The sequence below is a fragment of the Planotetraspora sp. GP83 genome, from assembly GCF_041262585.1.
Classification (GTDB): domain Bacteria; phylum Actinomycetota; class Actinomycetes; order Streptosporangiales; family Streptosporangiaceae; genus JAOEGB01.
The window spans coordinates 19277-33984 of sequence record NZ_JBGCBZ010000008.1; the positions used below are offsets into that span (position 1 = coordinate 19277).

The 14708-nt window shown below is 70.5% G+C and carries 11 protein-coding genes; 6 read left to right on the top strand and 5 right to left on the bottom strand.

Features of this window, described 5'->3' with window-relative positions; genetic code table 11:
- Positions 1-86 precede the first annotated feature (86 nt).
- Complete coding sequence (locus ABH927_RS13275; protein WP_370021310.1) at positions 87-680, top strand: hypothetical protein; 594 nt, start codon at positions 87-89, stop codon at positions 678-680.
- A gap of 126 nt (positions 681-806) precedes the next feature.
- Here the strand turns inward: ABH927_RS13275 and ABH927_RS13280 are convergent, their stop codons facing one another.
- Positions 807-2105: a hypothetical protein gene (locus ABH927_RS13280; protein WP_370021311.1), complete on the bottom strand. Its 1299-nt coding sequence runs from the start codon at positions 2103-2105 to the stop codon at positions 807-809.
- An 84-nt stretch (positions 2106-2189) separates the two neighbouring features.
- Positions 2190-3803: a dolichyl-phosphate-mannose--protein mannosyltransferase gene (locus tag ABH927_RS13285; protein ID WP_370021312.1), complete on the bottom strand. Its 1614-nt coding sequence runs from the start codon at positions 3801-3803 to the stop codon at positions 2190-2192.
- Positions 3804-3909: 106 nt separating this feature from the next.
- On the opposite strand from ABH927_RS13285, the gene rsmI reads away from it, so the two are divergent.
- Entirely contained in the window at positions 3910-4731 is an 822-nt protein-coding gene (gene rsmI / locus ABH927_RS13290) for a 16S rRNA (cytidine(1402)-2'-O)-methyltransferase (protein WP_370021314.1), read from the top strand.
- Positions 4732-4733: 2 nt separating this feature from the next.
- Here rsmI and ABH927_RS13295 read toward each other — a convergent pair whose 3' ends face one another.
- On the bottom strand, positions 4734-6236 hold the full coding sequence (locus ABH927_RS13295) for a hypothetical protein (protein WP_370021316.1): 1503 nt from the start codon (positions 6234-6236) through the stop codon (positions 4734-4736).
- A 96-nt stretch (positions 6237-6332) separates the two neighbouring features.
- On the opposite strand from ABH927_RS13295, the gene ABH927_RS13300 reads away from it, so the two are divergent.
- The 3 genes from ABH927_RS13300 (at position 6333) to ABH927_RS13310 (ending at position 10582) form a co-directional block, all read left to right on the top strand.
- Entirely contained in the window at positions 6333-7553 is a 1221-nt protein-coding gene (locus ABH927_RS13300; RefSeq protein ID WP_370021318.1) for a glycosyltransferase, read from the top strand.
- Positions 7554-7602: 49 nt separating this feature from the next.
- Complete coding sequence (gene metG, locus ABH927_RS13305) at positions 7603-9387, top strand: methionine--tRNA ligase (RefSeq protein WP_370021319.1); 1785 nt, start codon at positions 7603-7605, stop codon at positions 9385-9387.
- Between the two features lie 340 nt (positions 9388-9727).
- Positions 9728-10582, top strand: a complete 855-nt coding sequence (locus ABH927_RS13310; RefSeq protein ID WP_370021320.1) for a TatD family hydrolase — start codon at positions 9728-9730, stop codon at positions 10580-10582.
- 19 nt (positions 10583-10601) lie between these two features.
- Here ABH927_RS13310 and ABH927_RS13315 read toward each other — a convergent pair whose 3' ends face one another.
- Positions 10602-12131, bottom strand: coding sequence for an integrin alpha (locus ABH927_RS13315; RefSeq protein ID WP_370021321.1), 1530 nt, complete (start codon positions 12129-12131; stop codon positions 10602-10604).
- A complete protein-coding gene (locus ABH927_RS13320) occupies positions 12128-13708 on the bottom strand; it encodes a serine/threonine-protein kinase (RefSeq protein WP_370021322.1) in 1581 nt (526 codons plus the stop codon). Before ABH927_RS13320 ends, ABH927_RS13315 begins: the two co-directional genes overlap by 4 nt.
- 89 nt (positions 13709-13797) lie before the next feature.
- On the opposite strand from ABH927_RS13320, the gene rsmA reads away from it, so the two are divergent.
- On the top strand, positions 13798-14706 hold the full coding sequence (gene rsmA / locus ABH927_RS13325) for a 16S rRNA (adenine(1518)-N(6)/adenine(1519)-N(6))-dimethyltransferase RsmA (RefSeq protein WP_370021324.1): 909 nt from the start codon (positions 13798-13800) through the stop codon (positions 14704-14706).
- Positions 14707-14708 lie beyond the last annotated feature (2 nt).

Consider the following 14708-nt stretch of genomic DNA (forward strand, 5'->3'; position numbering starts at 1 on the left):
TACTCTGCGTATGTACGCAAGGGTTAGAGATGATGTGCCCCATTTCCGGATGTCTCGATCGTCTTGACTACTAGTCTGTGTCGTTCGTGAACGGACTCGACGGCGAGCGGAAGGGCAGACGGATGCGGGTTGTGCTGGGCACGGTTGTGATGGGGGCCGCGGTGGCGCTTGCTGCCGGGGGATGCAGCGCGGAGCCCCAGCCCGCGGCGTCGGCGGTCAAGGGCGTCGTCACCGCTCCGGCCGTCCCCAAGGAGACGGGGGACACGCTCGCTCAGGGCAAGGTGGTGGACAAGGGCAGGCCCAGGGCGGCGGTCCAGGTGTTGGCGGTGGCCTGGCCCAAGAGCGAGGTCCTGGACAAGATCGCGGAGGGCGCCGATGTGCCGACCGCCGTCGTCGCCCGCGCCACGACCGACGCGAACGGCCTGTTCCAGCTCCGGCTGAAGCCGTCCGACCTCGATCCCGTCTACGTCGAGGACGGCGGCGACGTCCAGATCGAGCTTTTCCTGCAGAACCAGGACGGGCCGTCGTGGCAGTTCACCGCCACACGGGGGGACAAGGGCTGGTCCACCACCGACGCGGAGCCGGGCAAGGAGCGGCCGCTCAAGGCCGAGCTGGAGCTCGACCCCGCGTCAGGCGAGCTGAAGGTCCGCCGCCTGGACACCACAGCCGCACAGAGCTAGCCGCAGCCGCACAGAGCTAGCCGCCGGCCAGCCGGCCGTACGGCACGCGCAGGCGGCCCCCCAAGCGGGCGGTGACCCCAAGCGGGCGGTGACCCCAAGGGGCGGTGACCAAGCGCGGCCGTACGGCTAGCCGAGCCCGGCGTACTGACGGGGGCGCAGGGCCTGCGCCCGCAGGGCCGCCAGCGCGGCCTGACGTCCCACCTCGGTGAGCTGCCAGGGGGCGTCCCAGGAGGTGTCGGCCCGCAGGTCCAGAGCGTCCAGGCGGCGCAGCAGCTCGCCGAGCGGCCCGGCCAGGTCGAGAGCCGTCACCTGGCCACCGGCGGCCGTGCGCCAGCCTTCGCCGTTCACCACGTCGGCCACCCGCTCGCGCAGCTCGGCGTACTTGATCTGCCTGTTGTCCACGAGCAGCATCAGCGCCGACTCACGGATGGAGATCTCGAAGTCGTGCTCGCCACGGGCAGGGGCGAGCAGCGCGGCGGTGGCGGCCTCCCACAGCGCGTCCGGGCTGTCCAGCAGCGCGCGCCCGTCGGGCGTGAGGACGAGCCTCCTGCTCGTACGGCGGAGCGCCCCGAGCTCCTGGATCGCGATCTCCTTGAGCGTGGTCAGCGCGGGCACGTCGGCCTCGCTCCGGACCGATCGCGTGGTCATGGCGTCCCAGCCGAACCGGTCGACGGCGTCCACGGCGAGCGCGCGGGCGAGGTTGAGCCGCTCCGTCAGCGGCACGCCCTTCTCCGCCAGGCCCAGCAGCCACCGGAGCGGCTCCAGGTGAGGCTCGGCCGGCGCCGGGACGGGGGCGTGCAGCCGCACCTCGAAGGGCTGCGCCAGCTCCCGGCGGGCGCTGCCGCGCCCGAGCACCCAGCGGTTCAGCCGCTCCCCGTGGACCCGGTGCAGCCAGCAGTCGCCGCCGAGCTCCGGGCGGGGGGCGGTCAGCCACCGCCTGGTCAGCGCCTCGCGGTCGAGCCGGTCGCCGGACACGATGGCCAGTTCCAGCGCGGCCGCGCAGGCGAGGTGGGCTCCCAGCTCCTCGGGCCCCATGATGGAGCTCCACGACAGCTCGGCGACGTCGGGCGGCAGGACGCCGGTGGCCTCCAGCGCCTGGTGGTAGGCGGCGGACCCGGCCTCCTCCCCGTCGCGGGCGTAGGTGCGCAGGATCTGCGCCGTGACCGGGGAGTCGCACAGCCCGGCGTACCGCCCCATCCCGCCGAGCCGGAGCAGCTCGCCGAGCGCCCTGGCGATGGACGGGCGGTCGCCGGTCACCTTGAGCGGCAGGGTGTACCAGAGGAACTCGCACACATCGAGCTGGCTGATGGTCTCCAGCGCTTCGCCGCCGGTCAGCCATTCGACGGCGACGCGGGCCGACTCGGCGATGTCCGGCTGAGAGCGCTCCAACTCGGCCAGCAGCGCGGCCACGTCAGGTGCGGGCATGACCCGCAGTCTGCCGTATGGGACCCACCGTTGACGACGACCCACTGTCACTCGCAACCACCCCCGGGACAACGATACGGAGGGTCAGATCCACGACTTGAACAGCATGCGGCTGTGCCAGACGTCGTACGGCACGACCTGCGCCGCGATGACCGGATAGAGCCACCAGAAGTTGAGCAGCGACAACAGCGCGAAGGCGCCCGCGACCGAGGCTCCCACGACACGCCGTCTCGGCGCGGCCGCCACGGGTCCGATGATCAGTCCGCACGCCAGCACGATAGCCAAGATCATGAACGGCACCATCGGCAGCGCGTAGAACATGAACATCGTCCGGTTGTCGGCGATGGCGAAGTAGAACCAGGGCAGCCAGCCGGCCGCGTAGCCGACCAGCACCGCTCCGGCGCGCCAGTCCCTGCTCGACACATACCAGGCGATCATCGCGATGAGGGCGACGAGCCCGCCGAACCAGATGATCGGGGTGCCGGTGCCGAGCACCGCCCATGAGCAGGTGGCCGCGCCGCACGTCCTGGGCGACTCGTAGAAGAACGCGACCGGCCGGAGCAGCAGCGGCCACTGCCACGGCTCCGACTGGTACGGGTGGCTCGTCGCCAGGCCGGTGTGGAAGCTCAGCACCTGCTTCTGGTAGTCGATCCACGACCGCAGGGAGTCGATGACGAAGAACACCGGCCCGTTGGAGGTCGCCTGTGCCCAGTTGCGGCCGTAGCCCTTGTCGGTCGCGAACCAACCGGCGAACGAGGCCACGTAGGCCAGCACGGGGACCACGGCCATCCATGCCGCCGCCAGCGGCAGGTCGAGGCGCAGCATCCCGGCGTACGGCCGGCGCAGGCCGGCGGCGCGGCGGGCGCCCGCGTCCCAGACGAGCGACATGATCGCGAAGGCCGCGATGAAGAAGACGCCGGTCCACTTGGTGGCCAGGGCGGCGCCGAGGCACGCTCCGGCCGCGAGCCGCCACGGCCGCCAGCCGAGCGACGGCCCCAGGGCCGCCCCCACGGTGGAGGAGGTCTTCTCGTGCCAGTCCGCCAGCCGCCGCCGGGCGTCGTCCCGGTCGGTCACCAGGCAGGCGAACCCGGCCAGCACCCAGAACATCAGGAAGACGTCCAGCAGCGCCGTACGGGACAGCACGAAGTGCAGCCCGTCGAGGGACAGCAGGAACCCGGCGAGGCAGCCCAGCAGCGTGGACCTGGTCATGCGCCGCGCCACCCGCGCCAGGATCAGGATCGAGATCGTCCCGGCCAGCGCGGCGGCGAACCGCCAGCCGAAGGGGTTGGCGCCGAAGATCAGCTCTCCGAGGCCGATCAGCCACTTGCCGAGCGGCGGGTGCACCACGTAGTTGGCGCACTGCCCGACCTGCTCGCACTGCTTGAAGATGTTCGTGTTGCCGGCCAGCAGCAGCTTGTCGGCGCCGTCGACGAACTGGCGCTCGACCCCGAACGTGACCATGGAGAGCCCGTCCTTGGCGTAGTAGGTCTCGTCGAAGACCACCGCCTTGGGGATGGCGAGCCCGGTGAAGCGCAGGACTCCTCCGAAGAGGGCGACGATGATCGGCCCGATCCACCCCCACAGGGGACTGCCTGTCATGGGAGGCACGAGCCGGTCGCGCACGGAGATCGGAGGGGAGGCCTCCGGCTCGGGCTCCGGCTGCTCGAAAGCCTGGTAAGGGAAGTCGGTCACGGCCACCCGGACAGATTACTGGCGCAAGCAGGTCACGAACATGGCGTACGCGTGGATTGGGAACATCTGGTCGTTCGTGGGGCAACGTTTCATCGAGTCATAGGGTGGACGGGTGCTTATTCTCGCGGGAGCCCCGATCGGTCAAATGGGAGACGCCTCGCCGCGGCTCCGCGAGGCGCTCGGGACGGCGGACGTGATCGCCGCGGAGGACACCCGCAGGCTCAGGCGGCTCGCGTCCGACCTCGACGTCACCGTGACCGGGCGGGTGGTGTCCTACTACGACGCCAACGAGGCCGCCCGGGCCAGGGAGCTGCTCGACGCCCTGCTTCAGGGCCAGACCGTCATGGTGATCACCGACGCCGGCATGCCGGGCGTGTCCGACCCCGGATACCGGCTCACCCACCTGGCGGTGGAGGCCGGTGTCCCGGTGACCGCGCTACCGGGACCGTCGGCCGTCACCACGGCGCTCGCCGTGTCGGGGCTGCCGAGCGACCGGTTCTGCTTCGAGGGGTTCCCGCCGCGCAAGCCGGGCGAGCGGGCCAGGAGGTTCGCGAGCCTGGCCGAGGAGGAGCGGACGATGGTCTTCTTCGAGGCGCCGCACCGCCTGCCGGCCTGCCTGGAGGCCATGGCAGAGGAGTTCGGCCCGGATCGCCCGGCCGCCGTCTGCCGCGAGCTCACCAAGACCTACGAGGAGGTACGGCGGGGCCCTCTGGGCGAGCTGGCCGAGTGGGCGCAGGGCGAGGTCAGGGGGGAGATCACGCTCGTGGTGGCCGGGCGGCCGCCCCAGACGGACCCGCCCGCCATGGAGGATCTCGTCGCGGAGGTGGCCCGGCGGGAGGCGTCGGGCGTGTCACGCAAGCACGCGATCGTCGACGTGGCCAAGTCGGCGGGCGTCCCCAAGCGCGACCTCTACAACGCCGTCCACGGCGGCTGAGGTCACCCGCCCTTGGTGATTTTCGGAAGGCTGGTGACTTTCGGAAGGCTGGTGATTTTCGGAAGGCGGAGGGCGGCGAGAGTGATCGCGGCGGCCAGGCAGGCGAGCGGCACGGCCGGCAGCAGGTAGCGGTAGTCGAACTCGGCCGTCGCCGCCGGGGCGAGGATCAGGCCGGCGGCGCCGAGCCATGGCAGCAGGACCGGCCCGCCGATGTCGCGCCACCGCAGCGCCACGCCGTACAGGCCGGTGAGCAGGAGCAGGCCGAGCACGATGCCGGGGAGCCGCACCACGTTCTGGTAGCCGATCATGAAGTCGGACCAGGGCCGGACGACATGGGTGGCGGCCTTGCCGTTCTCGTAGGCCTCGGCGTCCTTGTCGGTCGTGCTGTGGTAGGAGCTCCACTTCGGCAGCTCCCGCGTGAACGGGTTGTCGAACTCGTAGAGGTGGTAGGTCTTGTAGTCCGGGAACCGGGGCCGGTCCCAGCGGAACGCGCGGAAGAAGTCCTTGGCCACCACCGCGAGGTAGTCGCCGGGCTGCGCGAGGATCGCCCTCTTCGCGAACGCGCCGGCGTTGGTGTTGATCTCGGGGGTGAACCTCATGCCGGAGCCGAAGACGTGGAGCTGGTTCTCGTTGTCCCACCACAGGTAGGCCTGGGCGGAGGGCTCCCGCTTGTCGGGCGGGGTGTTGATGCACAGGAGCGCGAGCTCCAGCTCCTTGCGCTTGTCCAGGTTCATCTTGTGGCAGTCGGCGAACAGCGACGTCCGCATGTAGAGGATGGCGCCGTCACTGTTGGTCATCGAGAACTGGCCGTTGACGGCCTTGAACCAGCCCATGTACGCGACGACCGGGACGGCGCACGCCACGATCACGGCGGCGACCGGCTTCCATCCCGCCCGCTTGATGACCAGGTAGCCCACGACCAGGGCCAGGATCGGCAGGCCGATGCTGCGGGTCAGCGCCGTGAGCGCCAGCAGGAGCCCGGTGGCCGCGCCCACCCGCCAGGACATGGCGTCGTGCCACAGGACCAGCGTCACCACGCCGACCACGAGCAGGATGAACATCGAGTCCGACATGATCAGCTGTTCGAGCTGGATCTGGTAGGCGTCGAACAGGACGGGAACCGCCGCGAGCGTCGCCCCCCATTTGGGGACCCCAAATTTTTGGGTAAGAAGGGCGTAAATGAGCAGCCCTGTGGCGAGTCCCATCAAATGCTGCGTGAAGACGACGACGGCGAAGCTGTGCAGCGGCCTGAGCATCAGCAGCCAGAAACCGTAGCCATCCGGGCGGATCGGGTGTGGCCGCGGCCTCAGCGCCACCGAGACGTAGTCGTAGGAGTCGTTGAACCACATCGCCGGGCCGAACCCGAGCATGGTGACGATCCTCAGCGAGGCCGCCAGGCCAAGGGCGATCACGAAGATTCGATGGCGGCGCAGCAGCACGAGGAGACGCCTCCACCCGCCAAGCGGGGGGGCGTCGACTACCGGAGGCTCCGCGACCGCGACCATGGTTACAGAATGCCAGCCGTTTTGCGGTCTTGACTCGGGCACCTTGGGGAAGCGGGCATCATTGGTGTCCTGCCGTCATATGCGAGGAGTTGCGACGTGGAACTGACCGTTGTCATGCCATGCCTCAACGAGGCCGAGACAGTCGAAACCTGCGTCCGCAAGGCCATCGCCTGCATGCGGGAGCACGGGATCGACGGCGAGGTGGTGATCGCCGACAACGGCAGCACCGATGGATCGCAGCAACTTGCCCGGGACGCCGGGGCCCGCGTGGTCCACATTGACGAGAAGGGCTACGGAAACGCCCTGCTCGGCGGCATCCGGGCCGCCCGCGGCAAATACGTCATCATGGGCGACGCCGACGACTCCTATGACTTCACCGGCCTGATGCCCTTCGTCGAGGAGTTGCGCGCCGGCGCTGAGCTCGTGATGGGCAACCGGTTCAGGGGCGGGATCGCGCCGGGCGCCATGCCGCCCCTCCACCGCTACCTGGGCAACCCCGTCCTGTCGTTCATCGGGCGGCTGTTCTTCCCGAGCGCCATCGGCGACTTCCACTGCGGCCTGCGCGGCTTCCGCCGCGACTCGATCCTCCGGCTGGGCCTCCAGACCGGCGGCATGGAGTTCGCCTCGGAGATGGTCGTCAAGGCCACGCTGCAGGGGCTCGACGTCCGCGAGGTCCCGACGACCCTGTCGCCCGACGGCCGCTCGCGCCCGCCGCACCTGCGCTCCTGGCGGGACGGCTGGCGGCACCTGCGCTTCCTCCTGCTGTACAGCCCGCGCTGGCTGTTCTTCATCCCCGGCCTCGTGCTGATGACCCTCGGCCTCGTCGCGGGCGCGGCGCTGACCTTCGGGCCGGTCTACATCGGCAAGCTCGCCTTCGACGTCGACACCCTCGTCGGCGCGTCCGCGATGGTGGTGATCGGCTTCCAGGCCGTGCTGTTCGCGCTGTTCACGAAGGTCTACGCGGCGGAGGAGGGCTTCCTCCCCGAGGACCGCCGGATCAGGAAGCTGGTGGACATCGTCACGCTGGAGAAGGGCCTGCTCGCCGGTGGCCTGCTCGCCGTCGCGGGTCTCTGCGGCCTGGTCGCGTCGCTGGCCCACTGGGGAGGCCGCGACTTCGGCGAGCTGATCCCGGCCGAGTCGCTGCGCCTCGTCGTGCCGTCCGCGACCGCGTTCGTCATGAGCTTCCAGACGATCTTCGCGTCGCTGTTCATCAGCATCCTCGGCATCCGCCGGTCGCGGGAGACCCCCGCCGACATCGCGGCGTCCGCCGCGGAGGAGGCCGCCGAGGCCGTCACCCTCACCCCGGCCGACGCGTGAGCGCGTAACCGGTTCGAGACGCTACGCGTAACGCTCTAGGCTTGTGCTCATGTCCCAGCACATCTTGACCGCCGTCGCCTGGCCGTACGCGAACGGCCCGCGCCACATCGGGCATGTCTCCGGCTTCGGGGTGCCCTCCGACGTCTTCAGCCGCTACCAGCGGATGGCGGGCAACAAGGTGCTGATGGTCTCCGGGACCGACGAGCACGGCACGCCGATCCAGGTGCAGGCCGACAAGGAGGGCGTCACCGCCCGCGAGCTCGCCGACCGGTACAACCGGGTCATCGCCGAGGACCTCGTCGGCCTCGGGCTGTCGTACGACCTGTTCACGCGGACCACGACGCACAACCACTACGCGGTGGCGCAGGAGATCTTCCTGGGCCTCTACAAGAACGGGTACATCTTCCCCAAGACCACGATGGGCGCGGTCTCCCCGTCCACCGGGCGGACCCTTCCTGACCGGTACATCGAGGGCACCTGCCCCATCTGTGGCTACGACGGCGCCCGCGGCGACCAGTGCGACAACTGCGGCAACCAGCTCGACCCGATCGACCTGATCAACCCCCGGTCGCGGATCAACGGCGAGACGCCGGTGTTCGTCGAGACCGAGCACTTCATGCTCGACCTGCCCGCGTTCTCCGAGGTGCTCGGCACGTGGCTGCAGTCCAAGCAGGGCGAGTGGCGGCCCAACGTGCTCAAGTTCTCCCTCAACCTGCTGGGCGACCTCCAGCCCCGGGCGATCAGCCGCGACCTCGACTGGGGCGTGCCGATCCCGCTGGACGGCTGGCGCGACCGCAACGACAAGCGGCTCTACGTCTGGTTCGACGCGGTCATCGGCTACCTCTCGGCCTCCATCGAGTGGGCCAGGCGCAGCGGCGACCCGGACGCCTGGCGGCAGTGGTGGCAGAACCCGGACGCCCGCGGCTACTACTTCATGGGCAAGGACAACATCGTCTTCCACTCCGAGATCTGGCCGGCGATGCTGCTCGGCTACAACGGAGAGGGCGCCAGGGGCGGCACGCCGGGGTCGCTCGGCAAGCTCGCGCTGCCGTCCGAGGTGGTGTCGAGCGAGTTCCTGACCATGGAGGGCCGGAAGTTCTCCTCCTCCAGGCAGGTCGTGATCTACGTCCGCGACTTCCTCGAGCGCTACTCGGCCGACGCCCTGCGCTACTACATCGCGGTCGCCGGCCCGGAGAACCAGGACACCGACTTCACCTGGTCGGAGTTCGTCAACCGCAACAACGGCGAGCTCGTCGCGGCCTGGGGCAACCTGGTCAACCGGTCGATCTCGATGGCCGCCAAGAACTTCGGCGCCATCCCGGAGGCCGGCGACCTCACCGACGCCGACCGCGCCCTCCTGGAAAGGTCCCGTACGGCTTTCGCCGCGGTCGGGGCCGAGCTCCAGCGGTCCCGGTTCAAGAACGCGGTGACCGAGGCGTTCGACGTCGTGCGCGACGCCAACAAGTATCTGGCCGACCAGGAGCCTTGGAAGATCAAGGACGATCCCGAGCGGCAGAAGTCGATCCTGCACGTGGCACTCCAGGTCGTGGACGACGCCAAGACGCTGCTCACGCCGTTCCTGCCGAACTCGTCGAACAAGATCTTCGAGATGCTCGGCGGCGAGGGCGTGTGGTCCGGCATGCCGGAGATCCACGAGGTCGACGAGGACGGCGGGCCGGCCTATCCCGTCATCACGGGCGACTACCAGGGCGCCGCCCGCTGGGAGCACCGCCCGATCAAGGCCGGCACCCCGCTGGCCCCGCCCACGCCGCTGTTCGCCAAGCTCGACCCCAAGGTCGTCGACGAGGAGCTCGCCCGCCTCACCGGCACATGATGCGGGTCCGGCATATGAGGCGGGGGCTGATCATCGTGATCATGCACAGGTTCCCGGGAAGCCGGTCCCACCTGCGCCTCTTCTTGTCGTGATCATGCGGACCTTCCTGGATGTGCGGTGTGACCAGGGCGGATGCGGTTCGTGATCTGGCATCGGCAGCCGCGTGCATGATCACGAAAGATGTTTTGCCAGGTCGCTCGCTGTCCCAGGGAACCTGTGCATGATCACGTACGCTGTGGGGCTGCTCATGCCACACGCGTGGGAATGTGTGCATGATCACCCTCAACCTACCGCCCCTCCCAAAAGGGGCACCCTTTGGAGGGGCGGTAGGTTGAGGGGCGTGACCGGGATTCCGCCGTTGCCTGAGCCGCTGCCGGGTGAGGTCTTCGACAGCCATTGCCATCTCGACATCATGGTGGGCAACCGGCAGGCCTCCTCCGGCGATCCGGTGGCCCAGGCGGCGCAGGCTGCCAGCGCCACCGTCGAGTCGATCCTGGACGAGGCCAGGGCCGTCGGCGTCACCCGGCTCGTGACGATCGGCTACGACCTGCCCTCATCCCGGTGGAACGCCGCCACGGCGGCCGCCCACGACGACGTCTACGCGGGCGTGGCCATCCACCCCAACGAGGCCCACGCTGCCACTCCCGAGGTCCTGGACGAGATCGAGGAGCTCGCGCGGCAGCCGTACGTGCGGGCGGTGGGGGAGACCGGGCTCGACTACTTCCGCGACTGGGCCTCGCAGGCCGACCAGCACGCGAGCTTCCGGGCGCACATCGAGATCGCCAAGCGGACCGGCAAGGCGCTCGTCATCCACGACCGCGACGCCCACGACGACGTGCTGGCGGTGCTGGCCGACCAGGGCGCTCCCGACGTGGTGATTTTTCATAGCTTCTCGGGGGATGCCGAGATGGCGAAGCGGTGCTCGGACGCCGGATATTTCATGTCGTTCTCGGGGCCGGTTACCTACAAGAACGCCGACTACCTCCGGGAGGCCGCCCGCGTGGCGCCCCTGGAGCTCATGCTGGTCGAGACCGACGCGCCCTACCTTCCGCCGGTGCCGCACCGGGGCAAGCCCAACGCGCCCTACCTCATCCCGCTGACGCTGCGCTGCCTGGCGGAGGTCAAGGGCATCGAGGCCGAGGCCCTGGCCTCCGCCATCACCGCCAACGGCGAAACCGCCTTCGGCGCCTGGTAACCCGGGCCCCGACCCGCGCTCAGCCCGCGACGCTCGCGCCGAAGTCGGCCGAGGCGCCGCCGTCGAGCTTCCCGGGGCCGTAGTACACCGGGTCGCCCTCGCCGGCCACGGCGACCGTGCCGGTCGGGCCCCTGTCCGGGACGCCGATGAGGAGCCGCTCGCCCGGTGACAGCGCGTTCGGGCCGCCGATGTCCGTGACCGAGGCGCCGAAGCGCTCTTGGCGGCCGCTCGGCACGAACATGGTCTGGCCTGCCCCACTCAGGAAGATCCAGCGCACGAGTCCCGACTCCTTGGGGCCTGACCCGGCCGTCGCGTAGGGGCTGCCGACCGCCAAGGACAGGACACCCCTCGGGCTCCAGAAGGCGAGGCTCCACCCTCCCAGCCCGCCCGATCGCGCCTTGAACGTCCGCGCAGGGGACACCTCGCCGCCGCCCTTCCTGACGAAGAGCTCCACGATGCCGGATTCCTTCCCGCCCGCGCCGGCCAGCGGCGCGCTCGCCGCGAGGTAGCCGTCGCCCTTCCACTCGGCGTAGTCCAGCGCGTACCCGAAACGGTCGCCCGAGGCCTCCCTCACGTCGGTCGAGGCCTGGTGGAGATCCCACTTCTTGCTGGTGTAACGCCCCCCGGCGACCCGGACATCGAAGATCACCCCCACCATACCGGCGTCGATCTTCCCCGACGCGACCTGCCTGCCGGTGCCGTCGTCGTTCTCGTACGGCACGCCGACGGCGAGGTCGAGCTCGCCAGGCTTGCCGCCGAGGTGGCCGAAGGCGAGGGCCCAGCCGTACAGGTCGCCGACCTCGCTGTTGCCGATGACGCCCTCGGAGTCCTGCGTGATGACCGCCGTCGCCTTCGCAGCCGTGTCGTCCACGTCGTCCACGTCGTCCACGTCGAACAGGTGGACGGCGCCCGAGTCCGTCACGCCGTCTCGGTCGGCGTGCGGCTCGCCCACGGCGACGAGCGCGCCGCTCTGTGTTGTCGACGATTGGGCTGTCGACGATTGGGTTGCCGGAAAGCCGGCGGCCGACGACGTGGACAGCTCGGCCGCCGCCAGCGACCAGCCGAAGTGAGCGTTCGCCTGAGGCTCCCGGGGGAGTGACATGACCCGTGGCGTGCCGTTCGGCGTGCCGTAGAAGACGTAGGCGGCCCCGGCGTCCGTGCCCCCGCCCGGGGCGTCCGCGTACGGCGCGCCGACGATCACGTCCAGGCATCGGTCACCGTTGACGTGAGCCGTCCGTACGGACCATCCGAACCCGTCGCCCGCCTTCGCTTCGGGGCTGCTGAGCACCAGGACGCCGCCCCGCCCGCCATCGAGCAGGACATGTATGGCTCCCGCACCCTCGGCGCCCACGCCGCCCTCGCTTGCGCCACCCCGGACGTCGGCGAACGGGTCACCCACGACGGCGTCGTCGGTCCCGTCGCCGTCGAAGTCGGCCGCGGACGCCTCCGAGCAATCGGCGCGGGCGAGAGCCGTACCGGGGCTGAACAGTCCGGCGACGACGCAAGCGGCGACGAGGGGAAGCGCCGGAACCGCGCGCAGGAGCCTCACAGTTGCACCTCCACACCGTCGGAGAGGACGAGTCTCGTGGGCTTGCGGCCCGGCGGAAGATCGAAGATGAGGACACCGTCGACCTTGGCGCCCGGCACGAGAGCGGTCGGCAGGGGAGTGGATGCCCTGTCGGCGTCATGCTCGCCTCCCCGGTCGTCGAAAAGCCGGGGGGACATGGTGGCGACAGGCGCGAGGTCGCCTCCCAGGTTCACCATCGTCCAGCGCACGACGCAGAGCCCGCCCTTCGTCGCGGTGACGCTCTCGTAGGCCGGCAGCCCGCAGCGCGGCTGCTGCGGCACGAGGATCTGGGTGTCGAGCATGGAGGTGCCGGGAGTTTGAGTGCCGGGCGGTTGAGTATTGGACCCGGCCAGCCGGATCCGGCGCCCGACATCCGCGCCCACGGCGGGGGCCTTCCTGGCCGCGGGCGCCTTGGGCGCCGCGACCGGGCCGGCGTCGCCCGGCCTGTGGCGGGCCGTGACCAGCACGCCGACGGTGACGCTCAGCGCGACGACCACGGCGGCCGCGGCGAACAGCCAGCGGCTCACTCTTGAACGCCGCCGTGTGACGAGCCCCGGCTCCGTCGACGTGGGCCGGCCGAGGATCTGGGTGGCGTCGGGCTCCGCCGCGACGTTCGGCGGGGGCTCCCACGACTCGGTGAGCATCTCCGTGGCCGTCGCGGCAGGCGACGCCGGAACGGGCGCGACGCCGCCGACCAGCGCGAGGAGCAGGTCCTGCGCGCTGGGCCGCCGCGCGGGGTCGGGGTGGGTGGCCCTGCGGGCCAGCTCGTCGAGCGGTGCGGGCAGGGCGCCCAGGTCGGGGCCGTTGTTGAGCACGCGGGCGGCGAGCATGACCGCGTCGCCCCGGCCGTAGGGGTGGCGGCCGCTGCCGGCGTAGCCCACCAGGCACCCCCAGGCGAAGATGTCCGTCGCCGGGGTGATCTCCTCGCCTCGCACCTGCTCGGGAGCCCACCACCCCGGGCTGCCGAGCAGTTCACCCGACTGCGTGAAGCTGTGCGTGGTGTCGAGCGCCCGCGCGATCCCGAAGTCGATCACCCGTGGGCCCGACATGGACAGGATGACGTTGGCGGGCTTCAGGTCCCGGTGGACCAGTCCCGCGACGTGGATGGCGGCCAGCGCCGCCGCCACCCCCAGCGCGACCCCGTGGAGCGGGCCCGCCCCCAGCGGGCCGTACGTCGTGATCTGCCGCGACAGCGGAGTCCCGGCGATGTACTCGGTGACCATGTACGGCCTGCCGTCCGCGGCGTTGCCGTTGTCCAGCACCTGGGCGGTGCAGAACGAGGCCACCCTGCGGGCGTTGTCCACCTCGGCGTGGAATCTGGCGGCGAAGTCGTCGTCGGCCGTGAACTCGGCCTTCACCACCTTGACCGCGACGACCTGGCCGGCCGGGGCCACGGCGAGATAGACGGTGCCCATGCCGCCCTCGCCGAGCCTGCCCAGCAGCCGGTAGGGGCCGATCGCCGCCGGGTCGTCCGGACTGAGCGGTTCGGCGCCGGTGGGCCGCATGGGCGCGCCTCCTTGCCTGGCGGCGTCGGTGCCGCGCGTCGCCACGTTATCCACGTCCGCTCCCTCCGTATATGGCATGTTCGGCACCGAAACGAGAATGGATGGCCGTCGGTCGAGAGCACCAGGTAAATCGACACGCTCGCATGCACGACACTGGAGGCATGAGTCTGCTCGGCCCGGTCGAAGTGCGCACGTTGGCGGAGAAGCTGAACATCCGGCCGACGAAGAAGCTGGGGCAGAACTTCGTGATCGACGGCGGCACGGTCCGCCGGATCGTCCGGGTGGCCGAGGTGACCCCTGACGACGTCGCCATCGAGATCGGGCCCGGGCTCGGCTCGCTCACGCTGGCGCTGCTTCCCGAGGTCGCGAAGGTCGTCGCGGTCGAGATCGACCCGGTGCTCGCGGAGCAGTTGCCGTTGACGGTGGCGGACATGGCCCCTGAATACGCCGACCGGCTGTCCGTGGTCCACGCCGACGCTTTGCGGGTCCGTCCGGATGACCTGGCGGCCCAGCCGACCGCGCTGGTGGCCAACCTGCCGTACAACGTGTCCGTTCCGGTCGTGCTGCACCTGCTGGAGGTGCTGCCGTCGCTGCGGCGGGGCCTGGTGATGGTGCAGGCCGAGGTGGCCGACCGGCTCGCGGCGACGTCCGGCTCCAAGATCTACGGCATTCCCTCGCTCAAGGCGGCGTGGTACGCCGACGTCCGCCGCGCCGGGCCGGTCGGCCGCAACGTCTTCTGGCCGGCGCCGAACGTCGACTCCGGCCTGGTCTCCCTCGTGCGCCGCGACCCGCCGGAGACGACCGCGACCCGTGAGGAGGTCTTCGCCGCCATCGACGCGGCGTTCGCGCAGCGCCGCAAGACCCTGCGGGCCGCCCTCGCCTCGTGGGCGGGTACGGCCGCCGCCGCCGAGGAGGCGCTGGTCAAGGCCGGGGTGGACCCGTCCGCGAGAGGCGAGCAACTCGGCATCGACGACTTCGCCCGCATCGCGGAGCACTCTCCCGCAGCCGGCGGGCGTACAGAGAAAACAGCGCGCAGCCGCCAGCGGCGATAATG

Bases quoted from the DNA above. Each gene is read 5' to 3' on its own strand.
- rsmA (WP_370021324.1), top strand. From the start codon at position 13,798: ATGCACGACACTGGAGGCATGAGTCTGCTCGGCCCGGTCGAAGTGCGC.
- ABH927_RS13280 (WP_370021311.1), bottom strand. From the start codon at position 2,105: ATGCCCGCACCTGACGTGGCCGCGCTGCTGGCCGAGTTGGAGCGCTCT.
- ABH927_RS13295 (WP_370021316.1), bottom strand. From the start codon at position 6,236: ATGGTCGCGGTCGCGGAGCCTCCGGTAGTCGACGCCCCCCCGCTTGGC.
- metG (WP_370021319.1), top strand. From the start codon at position 7,603: ATGTCCCAGCACATCTTGACCGCCGTCGCCTGGCCGTACGCGAACGGC.